The sequence below is a fragment of the uncultured Mailhella sp. genome (assembly GCF_944324995.1).
GTDB lineage: Bacteria > Desulfobacterota > Desulfovibrionia > Desulfovibrionales > Desulfovibrionaceae > Mailhella.
On the sequence record NZ_CALUYL010000026.1, the window covers coordinates 1 to 22330 of the forward strand.

Consider the following 22330-nt stretch of genomic DNA (forward strand, 5'->3'; position numbering starts at 1 on the left):
CCCGCAAGACGCGCCACTTCAATGCCGTAGCTGCGATCGGCAGGGCCGGGAATGAGTCTGCGCAAAAACACGATGTCGCCGTTCCATTCACGCACGGCAATGTTCATGTTGCACACGCCGGGCAGCGCGCCCGCGAGCGACGTGAGTTCATGGTAATGCGTGGCAAAGAGCGTGCGGATGCTCCCCCCTGCCCGCCGCGCGAGTTCCTCCACCACGGCCCAGGCCAGCGCCAGACCGTCGAAGGTGCTCGTGCCGCGTCCGATTTCGTCGAGAATGACCAGACTGCGCTTGTCCGCCTGACGCAGAATGCGCGCGGTCTCCATCATTTCCACCATGAACGTGCTCTGCCCCTGCGCCAGATTGTCCGACGCGCCCACGCGCGAGAAAATGCGGTCCACCAGACCGATGCGCGCCTGCGCCGCGGGCACGAACGAGCCCATCTGCGCCATGATCGCAATGATGGCCGTCTGCCGCAGCACCGTGGACTTGCCCGCCATGTTCGGCCCCGTGATGAGCACCAGATGCCGACTCGCGTCCATGGAAAGATCGTTGGGAATGAACGACGCCCGACCCGTGACGGCTTCCACCACCGGATGCCGCCCCTGACGAATGACGATTTCCTGACTTTCGTCGAGTTCGGGTCTTGTCCAGCCGTTGCGCTCCGCGCCTTCGGCGAGCGACTGCCAGTAGTCGAGCCACGAGAGGCGCGCGGCCATGCCCACGAGTCTGGGGCGGGAGGCCGCCACCTTTTCGCGCAGCTTCTGATAAAGCGCGTATTCCAGACTCTTGCGCCGTTCGGCGGCGGTGAGCATTTTTTCCTCAAGTTCGCGCAGGGCGGGCGTGGTGAAGCGCTCGCTGTTGGCAAGGCTCTGCCGACGCTGAAAATACTCGGGAATCTCGGCCTGCTGCGCGCGCGAAAGCTCGAAGTAGTAGCCGAACACGTGATTGTAGCCCAGCTTGAGCTTGGGCATGTTGTTCTTTTCCTGCTCTTCGCGCAGAAGATCCTGAAGACGTCCTTCACCGTGCTCCACGAGATCGAGCAGTTCGTCGAGGGCGGGATCGTAGCCCTGACGGAACAGGCCGCCTTCGGTGATCTGAGGGGGCAGATCGTCGCGCAGGGCCTTGGTGAGCAGATCGGTGATGTCTTCGAGCATGTCCCATTTCTTCAGCAGGCGCTGAAGCGCTGCGGGCAGGAGCACGCCGCGGCGGTCGTCGTCGGTGGAGAGCCCCTGTTCCGGGAGCGCCAGCGCCGCGCGCACCGCGGGCAGGCAGCTCAGACTTTCGCGCAGGGCCGCAAGGTCGCGCGGCTGGCAGCGGTTGAGCGAAATGCGCGTGGACAGCCGTTCGATGTCGTACACGTTTTCGAGGGCGTCGCGCAGGGCGCGGCGCACGTCGGCGCGCTTCCAGAAGAATTCCACCACGTCCTGCGTTTCGACGATGGGTTCCAGCCGACGCCAGGGGCAGCGCATGCGTTCTTCGAGCAGGCGGCCGCCCATGGGGGTGCGGGTGTTGTCCATGACGGCCCAGAGCGTGCCGGCGCCGCGTTTGCTGTCCATGCGGCAGAAGAGTTCGAGATTGCGTTCGGTAATTTCGTCGAGAATGAGATAGCGGCCCTTGTCCAGCGGACGGAACGGCGCAAGCTGCGCCGGATCGCGTTTCTGCATCTGCTCAAGATAGGCCACGAGCGCGCCGCAGGCCTGCATGAGTTCGGGACTTTTTTCCAGACCGAGGGCGGCTTCTTCCTGCACGTGCTGGGCGGCGAGCACGCGTTCGCGCGCGCCTTCGAGCTCGAAATGACTGCGCACCGGAACCCGCACCACCTGCATGCCGGGCAGGGAGTTCAGCGAAAGGGGAATGTCGCCCTTGTCGGGCATGAGCAGCTCGCGTGGAGCCATTTTGAGGGCCCACTGCTTGAGCTCCTCCTCGCGCGAGGACTGAATGCCGGTCCATGCGCCGGTGGACACGTCGAGCCAGGCAAAGCCGCCCGCGCCGCGCGAGGCGTTCCAAAACAGCGCGCCGAGATAGGTGTGGGCCTTGGCTTCGAGGTTGGCGTCTTCGAGGGCGGTGCCGCTGGTCATGACGCGGGTGACGGCCCGCTTGACCAGACCGCGCGCCTGCCTGGGATCTTCCATCTGATCGCAGAGGGCGATTTTGTAGCCCTTGCGCACAAGCACGCTGATGTAGTTTTCCGCCGCGTGCCAGGGCACGCCGCACATGGGCACGCCGCCCTCGTCGCGACTGCGGCTTGTGAGGGCGAGTTGAAGTTCGCGCGAGGCTATTTCGGCGTCTTCAAAGAAAAGTTCGTAGAAGTCGCCCATGCGGTAAAAGAGCAGCGTATCGGGATAATCCTTTTTGATTTCCAGGTATTGCCGATACATGGGCGTAAGTTTCGGTGCAGTGTCGCTCATGGTGTTCTCGACGAAGGCCCGGCGCGGGTCAATGGGGGCGCGGGCCGGGAATGCGCGCCGATCTGCGCTCCGACCGCGGATGCGGGGAGCGGTTCCGAACGAGGGCCGTGGCGACCGGGCCGGGGGCACAAGCCGGGGCCCGCGGCCTGTCCCAGGGGAACCCGGGAACGGCCGACGCCGGAGACGTGAGCCGGGGCTCAGGCCCGAGGGGCGGCCCGAGAGGCCGACGCCCGGAAATTCGGTCCCGAAGGACGTTTTGCCGACGCCCGAAGCTCCGAGGCGCTGTCGCGCGGGTGTCTGCCGCGAGTCGGACGGGGGCCGAGGACACACGCCGGAGGCTCGGGCCGGGAGCTGCCCCGAAGGCCGGGGGAAGGCCGACGCCCGGAAATTTACTTCGGCGCGCGGGGCTCCGAGTTCAGGCCGCCCGAGGGCGACCGGGGCAGTGTTTCAAGGCACCGACGCCGGGGGCCTGCCCGTGCCGCGGGGCCGGGGCCCGGGGGCGGCAAGTGCCGCCAGGCTCGGCGACCGGCGCTGCGGCTCCGGTAATGCCGACGCGCGGGGCCTTCCCTGTTCCGAGGGAACCGGGACGCACGCCCGAGGGGCGGGGTCGGGGCTCAGGCCGGAACAGCCGACGCCGGGGGTACATGGCCGGGCCTGTTCCACGGAAAGCCGGGATGAACGCCCGAGGACGATCTGCTCGGCCCGGGGAGGTCGACGCCAGGAAATTTGGTCCCGAAGGACGTTTTGCCGAGGCCCGAAGCATTCGGGATGCGGCTGCCGAAAACTCCGCCGCCACCGGCCCGAAAGCCGTTCGGCGAAAAGTTCCGCCCTCTCCGTATCCCGTCCCCGCAGACCGCGGGAAACAGCGCCCGAACCCCCAGCGCTCCCGGCCACCCGGGGCGACCGGGGGCTGTGTTTCAAGGCGCTGACGCCGAGAGCCTCCGCGTTGATTCAGGTTCCCGAAACGCCTCTCCGAGACGCCGAGGCCGGGGCAGCAGACCAGAAGAACCGCAGCCCGAGGACGCCCCGGAAGAAGTCCAAACCGCTCCCAAAACACCGGAGCATCATTCCCTGCCCCGGATTTTCCGAAAGCGCAACACCCTGCCCCGAATCCGCGGCCGCGTCAAGCCGTAGCCGTCAGCGTCCGCAAAAAACGCGCAGGGAAAAAAAGCGCACGAAACAATCCTGTTCCGTGCGCCTGCCTGACTGTTATTCAGCCGCGTTCTGCGCAGCTTCGGCCCGGGCTTCCGCTTCCTTGGCGCGGGCTTCGGCGTCCTTCAGATTCGCCGCCGCTTCCTTCAGCTTCGCTTCCGCTTCCTGAAGAGAGGCTTCCAGCTTCTGCTTTTCCGCCGTCATCTTGTCAAGACGCTTCTGCAGCGACGTCGCACGACGACGAGCCGCAGACGCACGACCCGAAAGAGCCAGCCTGTCCCAGATCAGCATGAGCAGCACCACCGCCGCGCCCAGCGCAAAGCTGATGAGCAGCAGCGCATAACGCGGAATCGGCGCCGTGGTGATCGCCGGCGCAAACATCGGATCCACCTTCAGCGAAACCGCGTCGGAGAACAACGGCTGGTTCTGCACAAAGAGCATCATGACCACGAAGAACAGCAAAACCAGCAGAAAAACTTTGATATAGCGCATGACGTCTCCTTATCGCAGCAGCACACGCGGAAAAAAGGTTCAGGCAGATTGCCCCGCCAGCCTGGCAAATACCGGCGCCATGCGTCGACGGGTTTCCACAAGAGCTTCAGGGATGACTCGTACATCGTCAAGCACAGCCATGAAGTTCGAGTCGCCGCTCCAGCGGGGAACGACATGCATGTGCATGTGCATGCCTATGCCCGCTCCCGCGGCTTCCCCAAGATTCAACCCCACGTTGATGCCCTGAGGATGACTCAGCTCCCGCAATACGCGACAGCTCAGCTGCGTCACCGCCATCAGATCGGCAGCCTCCTCCGCAGAAAGCTCCGTGATGTCGCTGACATGACGATACGGTATCACCATCAGATGACCCGAGGCGTACGGATAACGGTTCAGCATCACAAATACATGACCGCTCCGATACACGATAAGCCGTTCTTCATCCAACGCCGGATCCTCCGGCGCGCAAAGTACACACCCATCATGACACTTCGGCCCGAGAATATACTGCATTCTCCAGGGAGCCCACAGATTTTTCATAAAGGTCATCTCCTTTTGACACACTAGCACAGCACTACCGCACGGGCAAGTGCCCTCACTCAATCATGCCCGACGGAATGCAAAAAAATGTTCCAGAACCCCCGTACTAAAACATAACCCCGTCAACAGGCAACCCCCTCCCCTCTCCTATGAAGACAGAAAGGCAGAAAAGGCAGGAAGAGAGGAAAGACAAGAAAGGCAGAAAAGACAGGAAAGGCATGCGGGGGAAATAATTCCCCCCGCGCCCCCCTGTTTCCGCCGACGGCTTCGCCATCGGCGGGGCGGGACTGTGGATTTTGCTAGCCCAAAGATTCAAACAGCATAATTGGATACTGGAGAACTTTGCTATTCAGAGAATAGCGCACGACACGTCGTCATGCGTGAAATAATTTACAAATGACTATTCAAAAAAGTATTGTAATTTTGAAGTCCACTATTCTTATTTAATCACTCAGCAATATTAGGTAAATTAAATATCCACTTCAACCAACTAATAACTGAGCTTGAACGCCTTTCTATTGTAGATGTATTTGTTCCACAAACATTTAATTCTCGCATTTTTTCACATACATATTCTTTAGTTGGCAAGTTACCATCATTATTAATTATATAATCAAAAAAATATGAAAATATTTGATGTTCTAGTATTAAACTAACTAATTTTAACTGCCGTTCTTTATATGTCATACTACATAATAATATTCCAATATCACTTAATACTATTGTTCTATTTTCTATTTTTCTTTCAAAAATACCAAGATAAATACCAGCATTTACATAGTAATTATATTGCCGTTCCACAAAATTCATCAATACTATTATTTGTTCTGCAGTCATTGGATTATTTTCCATATTTTCCAATAAAGAAATAAGACGACTTACAGAGTCAGCCTGAATAAATGGAGTACTACTTTCGCTTATATTATCACTTTTAGTAACGATGGTATTCAGCCTAACTTCTATTAAATCTTCTAAAGAAATATGGATATCCTGTAATGAGTAATTTTTAGTTCGTACCAACTCAATGGAAGAGTAATCTTCAAGATGATTAAACTTATACTCAAATAAACGATATATCATATTTGAGTATACAGAAAATATCAATCGTATTGGTTTTCTAACTTTAGCGCTCCATAATCTATATGGATAATACAACTGTCTTATATGAAAATCTTTATGTAATACATTCTTTGCTTCAAGAATAATAACTTCTGTACTATTTTCAAAACCACCGTCTATTTCACACTGAGCATTATTTACGCTGATTCTACGTTTTATATTGCTATAACTATCTACCTCAAAATTAAAGCATCCTGTTCCCATACGACCATTAAAAGTCGCTACGGTATCGGATGCTTCAAGAAAGTCATCTAGTATTCCAGATAGAACAAGGATATTAATTGCACTTGTTTCTGAAGTTATGTTATTAATATTTATAGTCTCATAATTTTCAAGTTGAACTTGAGTCATTTGCTCAACTTTTTCTGTTAATTCAGGAAATTCTTTATACAATATGAAGTCACTGATAACATAAGAACTTCTACTATCAGGGAGAATATTCAGTTTATTCGACTTTAAAGCATTTGGTAAGCTTTCTGAACTATCCCATTTTGCCATTAATCTTGCTTCTTTATATTCATTGATTTGAGCAGATGTAATGTTAAATATACCATTCTGTCTTACTTCTTGAATAATATTATACCTCATTAATAAAGTATTCCATGCTTCTTCTGTAGACATTCTCCTAGAAGTTTCATCAGGCATATATCAATACCTCGTTGATTTCTCCACGCTTTGCGGAATTACTATTAATAACTCTTTTTGCTTGTACAGTTTTAATTGTATAATCTTTGTAAAGTTCACGAATTTCCAAACAATCAGAGTTAGATTGGACAAATCGAATACCTTTTTCTCTTAGTCTATCGCATTCCTGTTTTAACTCTTCTTGTTCTTTATATCCAAATCCATTTTCTGTATATCCAGTAAAATTTGCCGATCTAGAGAGCGGCATATATGGTGGATCAAGATAAACGAAACTTCCTTTTTTTACTTTTTTTAATACTTCTTTATAATCACCTTGTAATAATGTAATATCATTATCATTAAAGTATTTTGACATTGCTCTAATTACTGGTGCATTTACAATATTTGGATTTTTATATTTTCCATATGGAGAATTGAAATATCCAGATGAATTTACTCTATATAAACCATTATAACAAGTTTTATTTAAATATATTATTCTTGCAGCTTTTTCAATCAAAGAAATATTTTTATACTGTTCATCTCTATCAAGCTCTCGTATACTATAGTAATATTCTTCTGAGTTGTTAGCATAATGAACTTGTAATATTTGAATTAATTGTTCAGGGTAAGATTTTACAACTTGATAAACATTCATTAATTCAGAATTATAATCATTTACAATAGCTTTCTTAGGTTGATGAGCGAATAATACAGCACCACCACCAAGAAAAGGCTCTATGTAAGTTCCCTTAGATTGAATTAGGGGGAGAATATCGTTTAAAAGTTGACGCTTACCGCCAACCCATTTCAGAATAGGCGCTACTAGCATATTTTTGGACATCGGCTCCTCCCTTAAAACAAAACTGCTATCGTCATACGGGAAGTTCTACAAAAGCTCAAGGAATATTTTCTTTTAAAATTGATTTATTTAATTTTTAATTAATTTATCATTTTTTTACTTTTCTTTACTTTGGTAAATCAGTTAACCGTTTTTTATAAAGAACATTTGATTGTAGTTTAAAAAGACCACACCCAAATGGATATTCTGTTGCCTCAAACAGTTACTATTAATTTTAAAAGGGATTCCCTCTTTCCCCGCAAATCTCTCCTCCTCTTCCGGCAACCGGCACACCTTTTCCGAACGCCCCTTCGGACAACAAAAAACCGCTTTCCGCGAAACGGTGACAAAGCGGTCGGAAAACGAAGGGGGAAGGACTGGGCGACGAGAGCGCCTCGACTGAAAGATCGGGGCGTCGATCTCCCCTGCCCTTCGGCCCCTCAAAATAAAAGTTTTAGGAAAGGGGATGGGGGTGCGGGGGCAGGGGGAAAGCCCTTTTTCAAAAGGGGTTCCCCCTGCCCCCGCAAATCTCTCCCCCTCCTCTCTTCTTAGAACGTAACTCTCAGGCCGAGGGAGAACTGATGCATGCTGAGGGATTCGGCGCGGAGGCTGTAGCCGTTGTAGCCGGTTTCGCTGTCGCCGCTGAAGAGGTAGCGGTAGCCGAGGTCGGCGGAGATATTGGGGGTAAAGAAGTAGGAGCAGCCGAGGCCGACCTGTGCGGCGAGCTTAATATCGGTATCGGAGGAGCCGAAGTGCTGGCCGTTCACATCGGCGCTGCCGCGGGTATTGGCGAAGAGGAGGCCGACGCCTGCGCCCACGTAGGGGGTGAAGTCCATGATGTTGGTGATGTCCCAGTAGCCGTTGACCATAAGGGTCTGGAGTCTGGATTCCGCCTCGCCGAAAGGAACGCTTTTATCGATGCGGCTGTTGTAGCCGTATTCGATTTCGGCGCGCAGGGGAGCGCCGTAGAGCACGCTGAAGTCGTAGCCGCCGGCGATGGAGAATCCGGCGATGCCGCGGGTGCTGTCCTTGGAGCCGGAGCCGCCGGGCGTGCTCACGTTCCAGTCGGTGCTCTGGAAGCCCGCAACAAACTTGGGAACGACGTAGATGCCGGAATCTGCGGCTCTGGCTGCGCAGGGCAGAGCCATCAGCAGCGCGAGAACGGCGGCAAGACAAAACTTCTTCATGAGTATTCTCCTTGTCATGAGCAAGACGGGCGCGCCCGCCGAAAAAAGAGCGTATATTTCTCTGGATAGAGAACCGCGCCGGTTAAGTCAACAACACAAGGGATTGCCGAGGTTTTCGGAGCATTTTGGGGAAGAATTTGCCGCGGCGCGGGATGCCGGCAGGCACCGGGAACGAACGGGAGGTCGGGCAGGCGTCCGCGGGAGCCCAAGGGGCAAACGTCTGCCCGATGGCGTCAGGAAGGCGGATCGGTCACGGCGCATTCCAGGGCGTCCACGCGGCCGAGCCAGCCGCGGAGCTGTCCGCCGAGATCGGGATTGCGGCGGACGAGTTCGCAGTAGCGCCCACGGCGCAGGTGACAGATGGCGGCGGCGGTGTGCGCGTCGTTGCAGTGCCGGAAGGCGGAACGCAGGCGTTCGTTCCAGGCGAATCGGGGCGGGAAGCCCAGGGCCTGCCGGGCGGCGGCCGCGGCGTATTCCGGGCCCATGCCCACGGCGGTGTCGTAGAGCACCATGGCGCAGCGCGGCGGCACGTCGTCGAGGCGCAGCAGATTGCCGAAGGCGCGGCGCACCTCTCCCGCGGATCGCGACGCCGAACGCGGATCAATGCGCACGCCGAAGCGGCCTTCGTGCCCGCTCACGCCGACGCCGCGTTCGCCGAGCAAAAGGAAGCTGCGCCCCTTTCCGGCGAAACCGGGGCCGCCCCCGGAACCCGTTTCCCAGCGGGACGTAAAACGATGCGCCTTCCTGAAAGATTTGTCCGTCATGTTGAGCTCCTTTCGCTGTGCTGGTTGACGCCGCGCCCCGGACTCAGCGTATTTCCGGCGGCAGCGGCCCGGACGCCCGAACGGGCTTTGACGCTTCTGCCCGACGAGCGCCCCGGCGTCTGTCATGTTTCTTTTGCGCAAGACACGCTGTTTCGGCCTGCCCGGTCTGCAAGACGGAGGCTGCCGCCCTGCGGACGCTTTTCTTCGCGGCCCTGACGCGGCGAGGCTCGGCGTCTTGACCCGAAAAGGCGTTGCGTTTACCGTGAATCGACTTTCCTTCCGGCAGCCTTTCGTCCGCGCTCCCGGAACGACAACCGCAATCAAGGCAGGAGAATTATGCGAGCCGTTCAGCGCATTCTTGCAGCGGTCGTGCTGGCCGCTCTGGCTTTTTCGGCCGGATGTTCGTGGATCGGAGAAACCGCCGGTCGCGCCAAGGCCGGGGTGGAAAACGCCATCAGCGACACGAAATCCGGGTATCACAAGGGCTACGCCGAAGGAAAAAGCTGATCTTCCGCAGAACGCGTTGCGCGCGGCTCCATGCGCGGAGCCGGATCGGAACAGCCGACGGCCTCTGCGCCCGCCGCCCCGCTTGCGGAAGCCGTGTTCTGGCGAAGGCTCCCGGACGCGTTTCGACAGGCCGTGCGCGGAGCGCTTCCGACCGGAGACGCAGGACGCGCAGAAACATGTCTTCCTGCCGCCGCTCCCGGGCGCGACGACGAACCGCGCGCCCGAACGCCGAAGAGTTGCGCCACGTTCAGCGATTCCGCGCCGACGGGCAGCGCGTCGAGCAGCGCGTTGGCCCACACGTCTTCGGCTTCCGAGGCGTCGGCGGGGCCCCGCGCCCACGGATCTTCCATCGGACGCAGATGATCTCTGGCGTCCCGAAGCTCGGCGCGCAGCGCCCGACGCGTTGCATTCTGCCCCAGACGCCGACAGCGTTCGCTGCAAAACAGACGCCGCGCATTGGTCGATTCAAACCAGTTTCCGCATTCCTCAAACGCACACTTTTTCAACATGTCTTTCTCCTTTTAATGACAGGGAACGCCCTCCCTGTTTGCCGACGCCATCCGAACCGGCCGCCGGGCTTCCGAATCACGGCCATGCTTCGCCGCCCGCCCGGCCTCCGACCGACGCCTGCCGAGCCGGAGCGCGTGCCTGCCAAGCCCCGGCATCCGGAACCTGCCGCGGGCGATGGTCTTCCGCCGCTCCGCGCTCCGAGACTCCCGTGCTCGTCGATTGCCCCGGCCAGGCTGCGCCGTCTCTCACGCGTCAAACATCCTCTCGCCCGCGTTCACGCCTCAGCCTCTCCGCTCCTCAAAACTCCTCAAGGCTCCAGAGGTTCCCGAAGCGCCCGGGATTTCCGAAGCCCTCCCCCCCCGCTTTCCCCGCGCATCGCGCCACGGCCTCCGAGCCGCGCCCTTCTGATTTCTCCGCCCACCGCGCCGCGCTCCGAGACTCCCGTGCATTCCCCCTCCAAAAGTCCCCGAGGCTCTGGAGCTTCCAAAACTCCCGAGGCGCACAGCTCCGCCCTTCCCGCGAATCTTTCCCTCACCGCGCCGCGCTCCGAGCTCCCCGTGAAGCCGAGGCAGACATCCGAACTCACGTTTCCCCCTTCCCCGGCGTCGCCTTCTTTTTTCCGCCGTCCAGCCTGCGGCGCAAAAGCGACGTCGTGAGACGCACCGGGCCGCGATCCAGTCCGGCCACGGCCTCCGCTCCCAGCGACAGCACATCCTCTCTCCCCGCCGCCTCCCGCCACGCCGACAGAAATTCCCGACGCTTCCAGGAAAGATCCTCTTCCTTCCAGCGGCACACCCGTTCCCATCCCCCGAGCTGCCGCACCACGAATTCCGTCGTCGGATGCAGTTTCGGCGTCCGCCAGAATCCGCACGAACGCACTTGATCCAGCAGTCTGCCCCATTCCGCTTCCGCCTGAAGCGCAAGATTCCTCTCCCCGCGCACCGTGCCCGTCCGGGCGTCGAGCTCCCGCTGAATCAGCGCAAACGGCGGCAGACTCCCAAACCGCACCGATTCAAATCCGCAGCCCCGCACCACCGACAACACCGCACTTCGACAATCCTCCACGCTGTACGCCGACATCAGCACCAGCCACAACGTCGCGGTATCCTCATCGAGCTCCGCGCTGTAATTCGAGGCAAGCATCCGTATCAACCGCATTTTTTCTTCCGCATCCCTGTTCACGACCGCCCCTCCCGAAACGTCGCCGCTCCTTCAAACCGTTCCAGCGCCCGCCGCGCCGCTTCCTCGTTCCGCATCTCGCGCCCCTGCGTCCGCGACGCGCTGCGCATTCCCCGCTTCGCCTCCCACGCGCGCACCGCCGCCCGCCAGTCACGCATCGGCGAGCCCCCCGCCTTCCAGCCCCGCGACGCGTAAAATTCCACAAATCCCCTGGCCGAAATCCCGTTGTTCCGCGACTCGCAGTACGCGCGCACCTCCGCTTCCGTCGGCGGACGACATCCCCCTTCCCCGGGAGGTCTTTTTTCCTGTTCCTCTTCCTCTTTAATCGACCCTCCGCACAGGGCCTCCATACGGTCGGACACCGTATCTACCCCCTCCCCGGGCCCGACATCCGCCGTGCCCGGCCCGAACAGCTCCGGATACCGTTCCCGAACCGCCCGGCGGATGCGCGCCGACGACAAACGCTTCCACAAGCCCCGCAGAGACTGCACCAGCCGCGGCGACGTCGAGGCCTGATGCTTCACAAAATTTACCAGCCACAAGAGCGTGCCGTCTTTCACCAGCTTGCCCGCGCGCTCCGCCTCGGCAATCAGCGCGTCCACCGATTCCGGCGACAGCCCCGTTTCGTAGGCCATGCGCCGCGTGGACACTTCCAGTACCCCGAGACTGTTCGTGTGCGGACACGTGATGAGGTACAGATATAAAAGCCGCCCTTCCGGGCCGAGTTCCTCCACGTAAGGATCGTTCCAGAAGCTCATGCGCAAGGTTCTGTATTCCGCCATGTTTCCGACTCCTTGATCCGGGCGCTTCCCGTCCGGAACGACAGGGCGACCGATGCCGCCGATATCGCCGTCGCGTTCGACCGACGCAGCGAGTGAAAAAGGTTCCGCCGTTGATGCGCCTCACCCCGACGCCCCGAAGAGGCACGTCAGGTTCCGCAGCGTCCGGACTTCGCGGCGACGGCGTCAGTTGTTGAATCTGACGCGCCCGCCCCTTCTCAGGCAATGGGCGCATCGACGGCGCACAGTCCGACTGGCCGACCCGGCCCGCCCCTTGCGAGGATGATTGCGGATATTTCCGCAGTTCCGCTCTTCGCGAGCAAGGAAACCGCTGCCACCATGAGCGCGTTTGCGGCGGATGTTTCCGCAGCCCCGCGGACGCCTTGAATGAGGAAGGCCGACGCCGCGGGCGACACCGCAGACCGACGCCTCCGCAAAGAGCGCCGGGAATCGCCCGGCGATGCAGCCGCCCGGCTCCGCGCTCTGCGGGCGATGGGAACCGTCTCCGGCACGGACGCCTTCGAGGCCGCCTCCGCAGCGTTCAACTTCCGCGGCCCATCACGCGCAGGCCGCCACCGAATACGCACCGCGCGGGGCCGCCGAGGCCGAGCCGCTCGCAAAGGCTCCGCAGCCCTTCGTGCGCCGCGATTTCGGCCACGCTTCTGTTTTATCTACAAATGCAGATAAATGTAAAGTAAAAAGTTTTACAAAAGCAGATTTTGCAAAAGCAAAAAAAATCGGTATGATGTCTTCATGAAACTCGTCGAGTCCGCTCTCAGCATTCTGGAAGAGGCGGTTGCCCGCGACTTCAACGGCAACCTGCGTGAAGCCGCGCGCTTTTTCGACATCCCCTATCAGACCATGTACGCCTGGCTCAAGTCGAAAACCCGCGTGCCCTCCCTCCGTTCCATGGAGCCCGCCCTCGAAAAGCTCGGCGTGTCATTCACTTCCCCGGAACGTGAAGCCGGTCGCCCCGTCTGCTTCGTGGACGCCGAAGTCGTTCCCGCCGGAAAGAACATCCAGCCCCCGGACGCCCAGGACTACTGGGCCGCTCCCCTCGTGGGCGAAGTCGGCGCAGGCCCCGGCTACATTCCGCAGGAAAAGGTCGAAAGCTGGTTCCTCGTGTACAAGTATCAGCCCGCCGTCATGCGCCGCCGCAACCTCCTCGCCGTCCAGATCGGCCCCAATTCCACATCCATGGAGCCCGTGCTCCATCCCGGCGACATCGTGCTCGTCGACAGGGACGACAGAAACGTTCTCACCCCCGGACGCATGATGCTCGTCCTCGATCCTCAGGACGGCTCCGGCATGATTAAACGCGTCTCCGTCGAAGACAAGCACAACGGCGATTACCAGATCACCTACTATTCCGACAACGCCGCCGACAACCCGCCCCGCGTCCTCAGCCTCATGGACGACTTCGACGGCGACTGGCAAAAATCCATCGTCGGCCGCGTCATCTGGTCCTGGTCCGACGTCAGTCAGAAATAACGCGGGCTGATGTTTTGGTATGCGGGGCTCCGCCCCACGCCCCGCCGGGGGAAATAATTTCCCCCGAACCCCCTTGTTTTATCTGGAGTAGATGCCGAAAGGCGGGCAGAAGAAGGGGCGTCGGGTTCCCGATGCAGCGTCCGCTTCCGGGCAGCGCGGGGCCGTTTTGACGGCGCTGGCTGATGTTTGGTATGCGGGGCTCCGCCCCACACCCCGCCGGGGGAAATAATTTCCCCCGAACCCCCTTGTTTTGTCTGGAGTGGATGCCCAAAGGCGGCAGAGGAAGGGGCGTCGGGTTCCCGATGCAGCGCCCGATTCCGGGCAGCGCGGGGCCGGTTTGGCCGCGCGGGCTGATGTTTTGGTATGCGGGGCTCCGCCCCACGCCCCGTCGGGGGAAATAATTTCCCCCGATCCCCCTTGTTTTGTCTGGAGTGGATGCCGAAAAGCGGGCAGAGGAAGGGGCGTCGGGTTCGACCTTCAACGCATCCGCCATTCCCGGCTTCGCCCCTCCCTTCCTCCAACGCTCCGCCATCGTCCGCCGCATTCCGTTCCGGGCCGACTGCACCGCATTGAGGCTCGCCCCCCTTCTCCCCCACGTTCCCAACGGTTGCCCCGCCGTGCCTTCTGCGTTCCCCCAGTTCCCGTTTCTTGCGTTTTCCCCTTCTTCATCACGCTCCTCGGCTGCTCGCCCCCGCTTCCGAGCTCTCCGCATCCGCGGCAATCCCGTCCCGCCTTCCCCGCAGCCCCCCCCGCTCACCCCGCCTCTTCCCTCCCTCCACCTCTCACCAACTCCCGCCCGAACGTCCCATTCCCCGCCGCGCCCGTCGGCCCTCACTCCCGCCGCGCGCTCCTTTTGCAACACGCTCGTCCCTCAGCCGCCCCACGCCCTGATCCCCTCTTTTCCGCCCCTCCCCATCGTTCGCACCCTCTCATCCCCCTTTTTTCCCCATTGCTTCCCCAATCGCTCCCGCGGCGGTATTTCTTTTTTATGCTATTTGCAAATGTAGATTTTTTTATTGACTTGTAATCTGCATTTGTATAAATTCTCCACAGACGCCGGAACAAGCACGTCTTCCGCGCGCCTTGTCCGTCGTTTTCAACCGTCAAGGAGGCTTCTCGTGACCGATCATCTTTCCGCGTCCCAGCTCGTCATGTTCCAGCGCTGCGCCGAACAGTGGCGTCGCCGCTTTCTTGAGGAAGACTTCGCGCCCCCGGCGATTCCCGTGCTCGTCGGCCGCACCGTCCGCGAGGTCGCCCTCGCCGCCCTGCGCCGCAAGCTCGAATCCGACGCCTTCCCCGCACCCGAAGAACTCGCCGATCTTGCCGCCGACGCCTTCAACCGTCGCGCAGCCGAAGGCGTGTACGTCGCGCCTGAAGAGCTGTCCTCAGTCCGTGCCTCCCTCGTCGATGCCAAAAACGCCGCGCTCGCCCTCGTCGCCCTCTTCCGCGCCGAAGTCGCTCCCCGGCTCGATCCCGTGCTCGCCGATGAACGCGTTCTGCTCGACCTCGGCCTCCCCATGCCCGTGGCCGTGGACCTTCACTGCCTCAACAGCAACGGCGAGGCGCATCACATCGCCACCGCCTCCAAACGCTGGAATCCCGACCGTGCCCACGCCTCGCCCGATCCCGCGCTTCGCCGCGAAGCCCTCCGGCAACGGACAGGCGACGCCCCCGCCTCCCTCGTTTTCGACGTGCTCGTCAGCTCCAGAACGCCCGCCCTCCAGCGTATCGAAACCTCCCGCGCTCCGGGCGACCTGCTCGCCGTGATACGCGCGTTCCGCTTCATGCTGAACGCCATCGACGCAGGCATCTTTCCGCCTGCCCCGCCCGAAAGCTGGATATGTTCCCCGCGCTGGTGCCCCTATTTCTACTCCTGTCACCATGTGCCCGCCCGGCGCAAAATCCTGCCCGTCGGCGTGCATGGCGCGGGAGCCCGCCTGCTCTCCGTCGTTCCGTAGGCTGCGGGCAGCCAAGCCTCCATCGAATTTCGCAATCGTCACCTCATTCAAGGAGCTCAGTCATGACTACGTTTCACGATCTTTCCCACGTTTCGGATCTGCCCCGGCATCATCCGTATTCCGCGGCGCAGGCCCGCGCCGTGGCGGAATCCCGAAGCGCCCTGCTCGCCGCCGCCTCCCTGCCCCGCGATGAACGTCTGGTGCGGCATCGCCTGCTGTCTCTGTGCTCGGATCCGCATTTTGCCGTGTTCGCCCTGTGCTGCGACGCCCCTACTCTCACGCTCGCCGAAACCGCCGCGCGCCTCTGGGGCAACCTGACCTTCGGTCTGCGCGAGCGCGCCTGCGAGGCGCACATCTGCGAACAGGAGGCCTTTGCCTGCGATCTGGAAACCAACGTGCAGGCCGTGCGCCGTTTCCGCGCCCGCCGTGCAGGCGGAGAGGAAAACGCTTTTCTGCTGGCCGCGCTGCTCGACGTGCTGCCCGCGCCGCTCATGGCCGAAGCGCTGGAGCGCTGCCGCGCCACGCTCTCGGAACCGAGCGCCGCGCCCACGGACGACACCACGCCCGATCCTGCGGCCGGAAGCGAAACTCCCGCGCCGTGCGAAGCCGCGCCGACATCCGAAGCCCCCGACCTCTGCTGCGAAAACAAAGAAGCGCCAGACGAAGCGCCGTCGCAAAAGCGCACTTCCCGCAAGGCGCGTATCAATGACGTGGCAGGCGAAGTGAAGGTTGATGCTGCCCCCGCAGGTTCCGCCAAGAAACGCGGCAGACCCCGCCGCGCCACGGACGACGCGACCAGCGCCCTGCCCGCGGCTCCCAGTGAAGACGAAGCGCGTCCCGTCGCTGCCAAAGCGGAAAAAGAACACGAGCCCGCGGCAGCAAAGAAGGCTCGACGCCGCTCCGCACCGGAAAACGAAAAGAACGCCGCGGGGAAAAATGAAGAGGCAGAGATCAGCGCCACGCCTGCGGCCAACGAAGAGGGAAACGGCGCGCAGACAGGCGCGACGCCGGACGCCGCCCCGGCGGAAGCGAAGATTTCCGGCGAAGACGAACAGCAGGAGCCCGAAGACAAGCCGCAGGGTACGGCCCCGGACGGAGACCGGGAGGGGAAGCACACCGACGACGCCTCCGACTCTGCCGCCGGCGGGGACGAGAGACCGCTCCCGGAAGCCGAGGCGAACGCCGCAGTGCCGACGCCGTCGCCCGTGCTGCGCTACCGTCCGGAACTCATCGGATGCCCGGAACTCGGCCGCGACGTGGACACGCTGGAGTGCCACGGCTGCCTCCGTCGCGGCGACTGCCCGGCCTACGCGTAAACGCTGACCATCGCCGGGCGCGTCTGCGCCCGGCTTCCGAACAAAGAAGATTCGAGGGCTGCGGGGGGGGATGTCGGAAGATGGCCTGCGCAGCGACGTTCGCGAGCAACTCCCGGGGAAAGCCTTGCGCCACGACATCAGGGGCAGACATCACCAACACTGCCGGAAGAACTGGAGGGAGATGCTCGCGCAGCGCATCCAGAGGAGGAAGCATCCCGACTGTGATTCGGGCGACGCCGCCGGGAAGCGGCCTCGCCGGGCGGAAACTTGAACGTGACGGCAATCGGGGCAGTGTCTTGGGAAAGGAAATCCGGCGTGACGCCGCAGAACCAGGACGAGTGACAGAACAACAAGGCTCAAGGGCACTACTGCGGGACTCACTGGAGCGACAACGCCCGCGGCCTCGCCCCGGTGCGGTAAAAACGGGCACAACCGACGGGAACCGGGGCAATGCGTCCAATGACGCCACCGTAGGCGGGGCGACGTTGGCGGCGACTGAGGGCGACGATTTCCGGGGAAACATCGCTCTGGAGAGAAAAATCGGACGAAAACAACCGGGAACACCGAACGGCTCGCGCGACAACGCGCCCGCCGCTTTCGGCGATTACAGTCCCTGAATTTTGGGAAGCCTGTCTTTGCCGCCCCACACGGGAATGCATTCAAACAGCAGCCAGCGCGTTTCCCGCCACGTGCGCACGCGCGTGATGACCGGAATGCCGAAGAGGCGATACCGGCGACGATCCACCAGATAGGTCCGGGCCATGGCCCAGAGCTCGGGGTTGTCGCGACGGGCAAAAGCAAGAACTCCTTGCTTGGCAGACTCCATTTTTTTCGCCTGACTGTGAGAAGTGTTTCCTTCCCAGGCCCGATACTGGAAAAGCGCCTCGGGCAACGTGGCAAAACAGGTGTACGGTATCATACGGCAGAACAGCGCATGATCCTCTGCCGGACTGAATATGGCTTCATAGCGGATGCCGTGCTCGATCAGCACCGACCGCCGAATCATGGACGCCGGATGACACATGCCTCCGCAATGGATCATCAAACTTTTTTTCAAGGAAACGTCGTCCAGAGGCAGCTGTGACGTCTTCCGACCGCCGATTGTGGAAAACTGACAGCCTACCAGTCCTACATCCGGGTGCTCGTCCAGAAAGGCAACCTCCTTTTCCAAACGCTCAGGAAGCGAGATGTCGTCATGATCCATGACGGCGATATATTCCCCCTGCGCCATGTCGAGCAGACGGTTGCGCGAACCGGAGATGCCGAGATTGCGCTCGTTCACGGCATAGACGATGCGCGGGTCATGGTACGACTTCACCACCTCCTCCACCTGCGGATCGGTGGAACAGTCGTTCAGAATGAGAAACTCGAAATCCGTGAACGTCTGCGCGAGCATGCTGTCCATGGCTTCGCGAAGGTGCTCCGGGCGAGTGTTGTACACCGGCATGAGTATGGAAACGCGGGGCATGGCACAACTCACTTTAATTGAAGGTACAGATAATACCAGAAAAGAGATTTCTTTTCCTTGACTTCGTAGAGGCATCTTTTTCTTTCCGAACAAAGATACTTCATAACGTGATATTTAATAATGTTCAGCAGTGAAATATATTTCCGATTCGGCTTATCCTTCAAGATGATTTCGACAGGGTAATCCGTGTGGTAGTGAAGATGTTCCAAAACGCGTATTGCCACGTCGGTACTTGAAAAAACTGCTTTGCGTTTCACCAACGGATTTCTGTCTTCCGCAAGCTGTACATCGGCACAGGCCGACCATGCATCGCCGGATGGTGCCAGAGCACGATATTTCTGAAAGTCCATGAGCGTATCCCCGACAAAACCTGCCTGCTCCAAATAGCCAGAGAATTTCAGCTCGTGTTCCCTTATTTCCTCCCAATAGCTCCTGGCTTCAACAAGATTATCCCACCACAAGCGAAACGCTTCCGACTGAAGGATCCGTTTCCGAAACACATAGAAATAGGATTGAATATGTTCCGTCATCGGAAAGCGATTTCCGTCCGGCCCGATCAGCTTGTTCGGCAAATCCGGCTGACGGTTGATCCCCCAGAAGTCACAATCTCTGTCTTCCATCCGGTCAAAAACTTCTGAGAAGGGATATGCCGGACCGTAACAAGAACAGTTACAGAGGACCAGTTCATCGTACTGTCGCACCTTGTCCCAGCCCACATAGGCAAGCCCGGCCTTCCATGCCGCGAAATCGATGCCGCGATTTTCCCGAACAAAGAAGTCCACGCCGATACCTTTTAGACACTTCCGTCCTTCTTCGGACAACGCGCCGTTAACGATCACCGCCACATCCTGCGCGACCTCGAAAAGTCCCCTGAGATAGTACACGACATGGTCATGCACATTCCCATGTTGTTCCCAAAATACATAAAGCGCGAGGCGGTTCATACGAGCCTCAGCCGTGTCTTATATCGATTCCCCACCTTCATACCGCTGGAAGGGATTCTTCCTACGACTTTCCCTCCAGTTTCATAAGTACCTCGCACAGGTCAATTTTCCTGTAACTTTTTTAATTTCTTGAAAAGATTATATTTCTTCTTATAGTAATTACGTATAAAACCAAATGTTATTTTTGAAAGAACTTTATATTTAAAATATTTAATCTTATTAAATTTCATATTTTCAACATATAAAAACTTATTTTTAATATCTCTGTCGAGTGCTTCAATCATTCCAGACCAGTTATTAAATTCATAAATCTTGTAAAGTCTTTTATTATATTCACGTATCATATATGTAATATTATTCATATATAAAGACGCATGAACATCTGGAGAACACCATACCGTATAGTAGCCTTCGTCCTGAACTGCAAGCGGGTATATTCTTTCTATACCGTGGGAAATGGTGGAATCCAAGGGAAGCGGCTCGTCAGGGAAATCCTCATACTTCCAGTCATGGCGGAACATGGCTGCAAGAGCCGTACCTCGGCACCAGAAGTACGCTCCGAAGGGAGCCACAGGATTATCATCTATGGGGCAGGAAAGAGAAAGCATCTCATAGGCCTCCGCCATTGACTTTTTGTTACGGAAAGACTCAGCCCCCAGCGTACAAAAATCCCCATAATACACCGTGGGCGGAACAAGCAGACCACAGAACGGTTCCTTATGAAAAATTGCTATGATATTACGCACATAATCTTTGCTGTGCAGGCAGCATTCCATGCAGTGATAGCCGAAGTCCTCCCCCATTATCCGCCTAGAAAGCTGCTTCGACTTCTTGTCGTGAACACAGCAAATAAGTTCATGGTTCTGCAGAATATCCCGACCGGTAACAAGGTAGGCCGACACGTCCCTTCCCCGGTTGGGCTTAAGCCGATATTCCACACTGCGGAAGGGAAGCTTCGCCATTTCCGCCCGGTAGGTGTCTAGTGTATCTTCACGAGAAGAAATGATACAGATGTGTGCATCTTCAGGCATAGAGGCGATGTAGCGACACATGGAGACGCACAGTTCAGGATAGTAGGCAAAGCAGAGAAGCGCCGTATCTGTTTTTTCTACCGTCTTCTCCGAAAGATTCGAAGGCAGAATATAATTGAGATGCAGTGCGTCCTTCACATCAGAAAATTTCTGTGTGGCAAGCAGATCCTCCCAGATAAAGGCCTCGGGATAACTGGTGCGCTCTTTCAATAGACGAAAAACGTCTCCCGCCACATGTCCCATACATCTACGTATCCACCATCGCGAGCCACGCACAAAAAGCTTTCGCTTGATCAGAGGCATCCGATCTTCCACAAGCATTTTGTCCGCATAAAGTATCGTAGCATTGTCATTAGGTGCAAGATCAAAATATTTTTTCATATCCACAAGGCATGACGACGTATAGCCTGCGGACTCTAGGTATTCAGTAAACTTTACTTCATGATGTCCAACTTCTTCAAAATAGCTATTTGCAGGAACAAGATCTTCCCACCACCGGCGAAAATGGGTACTTCTGAATATCTTCTTACGAAAGACTATAAAAAAAGACTGAATATGCTCTTCAAGCCTGCTTTCCGGGTCATCAGAAATGAGAAGTCGATCTATTTTCGGGTGCCGGGTCATACCCCAGAAATCACATTCTCGCGACTCCATGATCTGAAAGGATTCGGAAAAAGGATATACCGGCCCATAGCAGGAACAATTACAGAGGATAAGTTCATCATATAGTGCGAGCTTATCCCATCCAATATCATCAAGCGCTGCCTTCCACGCCGCAAAGTCCAGTCCTTCATTTTTTCTGACGAAGATATCCACATCAGCGGCTTCAAGTTTTTTTCTTCCTTCAGCTGACAGCTTCCCGTTGACAATGACGGTAATATTCTGCGCGACTTCCTTCAGCGCATTCAGGTAATAGGTCACATAGTCACGGACTATACCGTCTTTTTCCCAGAACACATAGAGAGCAAGACGTTTCATGAACTATCCCAGCTGTTCCAGATACCAGTCCACTGTCTTCACGATACCGGAGTCGAAATTTTCATCCGGCTTCCAGCCGAGTTCCGTCATAATCTTAGTCGGGTCGATGGCGTAACGCTGGTCGTGTCCGGGACGATCGGAGACAAACGTCATGAGCTCCTCGTACTTCGCCCCGTTTTTGCGCGGTCTCTTTTCATCCAGCACGGCGCACACCTTGTGCAGAATCTGAAGATTGTTCCGCTCATTGTGTCCGCCGACGTTGTACGTCTCGCCGCTCCGTCCCTTGTGAAAAATGAGGTCGATGGCCTTGCAATGGTCGAGCACGTAGAGCCAATCGCGGATGTTGGAACCGTTGCCGTACACCGGAATAGGCTCTTCCGCGAGGCACTTCGAGATGATGACCGGAATGAACTTTTCGTGATGCTGCTTCGGGCCGTAGTTGTTCGAGCAGTTGGACGTAGTCACGTTCATGCCGTAGGTGTGATGGTAGGCCCGCACGATGAAGTCTGAGCCCGCCTTGCTCGCGGAATACGGGCTGTTGGGCGCATAAGCCGTCGTTTCGGCAAAATACCCCGTGGCCCCGAGCGTGCCGTACACTTCGTCGGTGGAAATGTGATGGAAGCGTGCGCTCTCATAGCCGGGCTTCACCTTGCCGGGGGCGTCCATCCAGTGACGGCGCGCCGTCTCAATGAGCGTAAACGTGCCCATGTAGTTGGTTTCCATGAAGGCGCGGGGCCCCTTGATAGAATTGTCCACGTGGCTCTCTGCCGCAAAATGAATCACGCCCCGGATGTCGTATTCCGTGAACAGCCGCTCCACGAGTGTTTCGTCACAGATGTCGCCTTGAACGAAGACGTAATTGGGCATTCCCTCGCATTTCTTCAGGTTGTCGAGATTGCCCGCGTAAGTGAGCTTGTCGAGATTGACGACACGATACTCCGGGTATTTCGCACAAAAATACGGCACGAAGTTGGAGCCGATGAACCCGGCGCCGCCGGTAACGAGAATAGAATACATGATCTCTCCTGCTTATTCTTATTGG

18 protein-coding genes are annotated in these 22330 nt (G+C 57.5%); 4 read left to right on the top strand and 14 right to left on the bottom strand.

The window, feature by feature from the left end:
• The 7 genes from mutS to Q0K02_RS10190 form a co-directional block, all read right to left on the bottom strand.
• The coding region (gene mutS, locus Q0K02_RS10160) for a DNA mismatch repair protein MutS (protein WP_294488321.1) at positions 1–2408 on the bottom strand (2408 nt) is incomplete at its 3' end.
• A 1209-nt stretch (positions 2409–3617) separates the two neighbouring features.
• The gene (locus tag Q0K02_RS10165; protein ID WP_294488324.1) at positions 3618–4052 is read right to left on the bottom strand and encodes a lipopolysaccharide assembly protein LapA domain-containing protein; all 435 of its coding nucleotides are present in this window, start codon (positions 4050–4052) and stop codon (positions 3618–3620) included.
• 39 nt (positions 4053–4091) lie between these two features.
• Positions 4092–4592 carry an HIT domain-containing protein gene (locus Q0K02_RS10170; protein WP_294488327.1) on the bottom strand — a complete coding sequence of 167 codons (501 nt, stop codon included), beginning with the start codon at positions 4590–4592 and terminating at the stop codon, positions 4092–4094.
• A gap of 447 nt (positions 4593–5039) precedes the next feature.
• The gene (locus Q0K02_RS10175) at positions 5040–6356 is read right to left on the bottom strand and encodes a hypothetical protein (RefSeq protein WP_294488330.1); all 1317 of its coding nucleotides are present in this window, start codon (positions 6354–6356) and stop codon (positions 5040–5042) included.
• The gene (locus Q0K02_RS10180) at positions 6349–7179 is read right to left on the bottom strand and encodes a DNA adenine methylase (protein WP_294488331.1); all 831 of its coding nucleotides are present in this window, start codon (positions 7177–7179) and stop codon (positions 6349–6351) included. The genes Q0K02_RS10175 and Q0K02_RS10180 overlap by 8 nt, the downstream gene beginning before the upstream one ends.
• Before the next feature lie 545 nt (positions 7180–7724).
• A complete protein-coding gene (locus Q0K02_RS10185; protein ID WP_294488334.1) occupies positions 7725–8363 on the bottom strand; it encodes an outer membrane beta-barrel protein in 639 nt (212 codons plus the stop codon).
• Between the two features lie 233 nt (positions 8364–8596).
• Complete coding sequence (locus tag Q0K02_RS10190) at positions 8597–9127, bottom strand: hypothetical protein (RefSeq protein WP_294488337.1); 531 nt, start codon at positions 9125–9127, stop codon at positions 8597–8599.
• A gap of 336 nt (positions 9128–9463) precedes the next feature.
• Between Q0K02_RS10190 and Q0K02_RS10195 the strand changes: the two genes are divergently transcribed.
• Positions 9464–9634: a hypothetical protein gene (locus tag Q0K02_RS10195; RefSeq protein WP_294488340.1), complete on the top strand. Its 171-nt coding sequence runs from the start codon at positions 9464–9466 to the stop codon at positions 9632–9634.
• On the opposite strand, the gene Q0K02_RS10200 is transcribed toward Q0K02_RS10195, so the two are convergent.
• The 3 genes from Q0K02_RS10200 to Q0K02_RS10210 all read right to left on the bottom strand — a co-directional run bounded on the left by Q0K02_RS10200 (position 9613) and on the right by Q0K02_RS10210 (position 12105).
• The gene (locus tag Q0K02_RS10200) at positions 9613–10143 is read right to left on the bottom strand and encodes a hypothetical protein (protein ID WP_294488342.1); all 531 of its coding nucleotides are present in this window, start codon (positions 10141–10143) and stop codon (positions 9613–9615) included. The two genes, Q0K02_RS10195 and Q0K02_RS10200, sit on opposite strands and share 22 nt — an antisense overlap.
• Before the next feature lie 583 nt (positions 10144–10726).
• Complete coding sequence (locus Q0K02_RS10205; RefSeq protein ID WP_294488345.1) at positions 10727–11302, bottom strand: hypothetical protein; 576 nt, start codon at positions 11300–11302, stop codon at positions 10727–10729.
• A 20-nt stretch (positions 11303–11322) separates the two neighbouring features.
• The gene (locus Q0K02_RS10210) at positions 11323–12105 is read right to left on the bottom strand and encodes a hypothetical protein (RefSeq protein ID WP_294488346.1); all 783 of its coding nucleotides are present in this window, start codon (positions 12103–12105) and stop codon (positions 11323–11325) included.
• Positions 12106–12855: 750 nt separating this feature from the next.
• Here Q0K02_RS10210 and Q0K02_RS10215 point away from each other — a divergent pair.
• From Q0K02_RS10215 to Q0K02_RS10225, 3 genes are all read left to right on the top strand, one after another.
• Positions 12856–13593, top strand: a complete 738-nt coding sequence (locus Q0K02_RS10215) for a S24 family peptidase (protein WP_294488349.1) — start codon at positions 12856–12858, stop codon at positions 13591–13593.
• Positions 13594–14711: 1118 nt separating this feature from the next.
• On the top strand, positions 14712–15551 hold the full coding sequence (locus tag Q0K02_RS10220) for a hypothetical protein (RefSeq protein ID WP_294488351.1): 840 nt from the start codon (positions 14712–14714) through the stop codon (positions 15549–15551).
• A 62-nt stretch (positions 15552–15613) separates the two neighbouring features.
• Positions 15614–16867 (top strand): hypothetical protein, encoded by a 1254-nt coding sequence (locus tag Q0K02_RS10225; protein ID WP_294488353.1) that lies wholly within the window; start codon positions 15614–15616, stop codon positions 16865–16867.
• A gap of 604 nt (positions 16868–17471) precedes the next feature.
• Here the strand turns inward: Q0K02_RS10225 and Q0K02_RS10230 are convergent.
• The 4 genes from Q0K02_RS10230 to rfbB all read right to left on the bottom strand — a co-directional run bounded on the left by Q0K02_RS10230 (position 17472) and on the right by rfbB (position 22305).
• The gene (locus Q0K02_RS10230; RefSeq protein ID WP_294488355.1) at positions 17472–18335 is read right to left on the bottom strand and encodes a glycosyltransferase; all 864 of its coding nucleotides are present in this window, start codon (positions 18333–18335) and stop codon (positions 17472–17474) included.
• Positions 18336–18343: 8 nt separating this feature from the next.
• Entirely contained in the window at positions 18344–19279 is a 936-nt protein-coding gene (locus tag Q0K02_RS10235) for a rhamnan synthesis F family protein (protein ID WP_294488359.1), read from the bottom strand.
• Positions 19280–19380: 101 nt separating this feature from the next.
• Positions 19381–21288, bottom strand: a complete 1908-nt coding sequence (locus Q0K02_RS10240; protein WP_294488362.1) for a rhamnan synthesis F family protein — start codon at positions 21286–21288, stop codon at positions 19381–19383.
• A gap of 3 nt (positions 21289–21291) precedes the next feature.
• On the bottom strand, positions 21292–22305 hold the full coding sequence (gene rfbB / locus Q0K02_RS10245) for a dTDP-glucose 4,6-dehydratase (protein ID WP_294488364.1): 1014 nt from the start codon (positions 22303–22305) through the stop codon (positions 21292–21294).
• Positions 22306–22330 lie beyond the last annotated feature (25 nt).

Coding starts and splice junctions, on each gene's coding strand:
- Q0K02_RS10165 (WP_294488324.1), bottom strand. CDS start 4,052: ATGCGCTATATCAAAGTTTTTCTGCTGGTTTTGCTGTTCTTCGTGGTC.
- Q0K02_RS10170 (WP_294488327.1), bottom strand. CDS start 4,592: ATGAAAAATCTGTGGGCTCCCTGGAGAATGCAGTATATTCTCGGGCCG.
- Q0K02_RS10175 (WP_294488330.1), bottom strand. CDS start 6,356: ATGCCTGATGAAACTTCTAGGAGAATGTCTACAGAAGAAGCATGGAAT.
- Q0K02_RS10180 (WP_294488331.1), bottom strand. CDS start 7,179: ATGTCCAAAAATATGCTAGTAGCGCCTATTCTGAAATGGGTTGGCGGT.
- Q0K02_RS10185 (WP_294488334.1), bottom strand. CDS start 8,363: ATGAAGAAGTTTTGTCTTGCCGCCGTTCTCGCGCTGCTGATGGCTCTG.
- Q0K02_RS10190 (WP_294488337.1), bottom strand. CDS start 9,127: ATGACGGACAAATCTTTCAGGAAGGCGCATCGTTTTACGTCCCGCTGG.
- Q0K02_RS10195 (WP_294488340.1), top strand. CDS start 9,464: ATGCGAGCCGTTCAGCGCATTCTTGCAGCGGTCGTGCTGGCCGCTCTG.
- Q0K02_RS10200 (WP_294488342.1), bottom strand. CDS start 10,143: ATGTTGAAAAAGTGTGCGTTTGAGGAATGCGGAAACTGGTTTGAATCG.
- Q0K02_RS10205 (WP_294488345.1), bottom strand. CDS start 11,302: ATGCGGTTGATACGGATGCTTGCCTCGAATTACAGCGCGGAGCTCGAT.
- Q0K02_RS10210 (WP_294488346.1), bottom strand. CDS start 12,105: ATGGCGGAATACAGAACCTTGCGCATGAGCTTCTGGAACGATCCTTAC.
- Q0K02_RS10215 (WP_294488349.1), top strand. CDS start 12,856: ATGAAACTCGTCGAGTCCGCTCTCAGCATTCTGGAAGAGGCGGTTGCC.
- Q0K02_RS10225 (WP_294488353.1), top strand. CDS start 15,614: ATGACTACGTTTCACGATCTTTCCCACGTTTCGGATCTGCCCCGGCAT.
- Q0K02_RS10230 (WP_294488355.1), bottom strand. CDS start 18,335: ATGCCCCGCGTTTCCATACTCATGCCGGTGTACAACACTCGCCCGGAG.
- Q0K02_RS10235 (WP_294488359.1), bottom strand. CDS start 19,279: ATGAACCGCCTCGCGCTTTATGTATTTTGGGAACAACATGGGAATGTG.
- Q0K02_RS10240 (WP_294488362.1), bottom strand. CDS start 21,288: ATGAAACGTCTTGCTCTCTATGTGTTCTGGGAAAAAGACGGTATAGTC.
- rfbB (WP_294488364.1), bottom strand. CDS start 22,305: ATGTATTCTATTCTCGTTACCGGCGGCGCCGGGTTCATCGGCTCCAAC.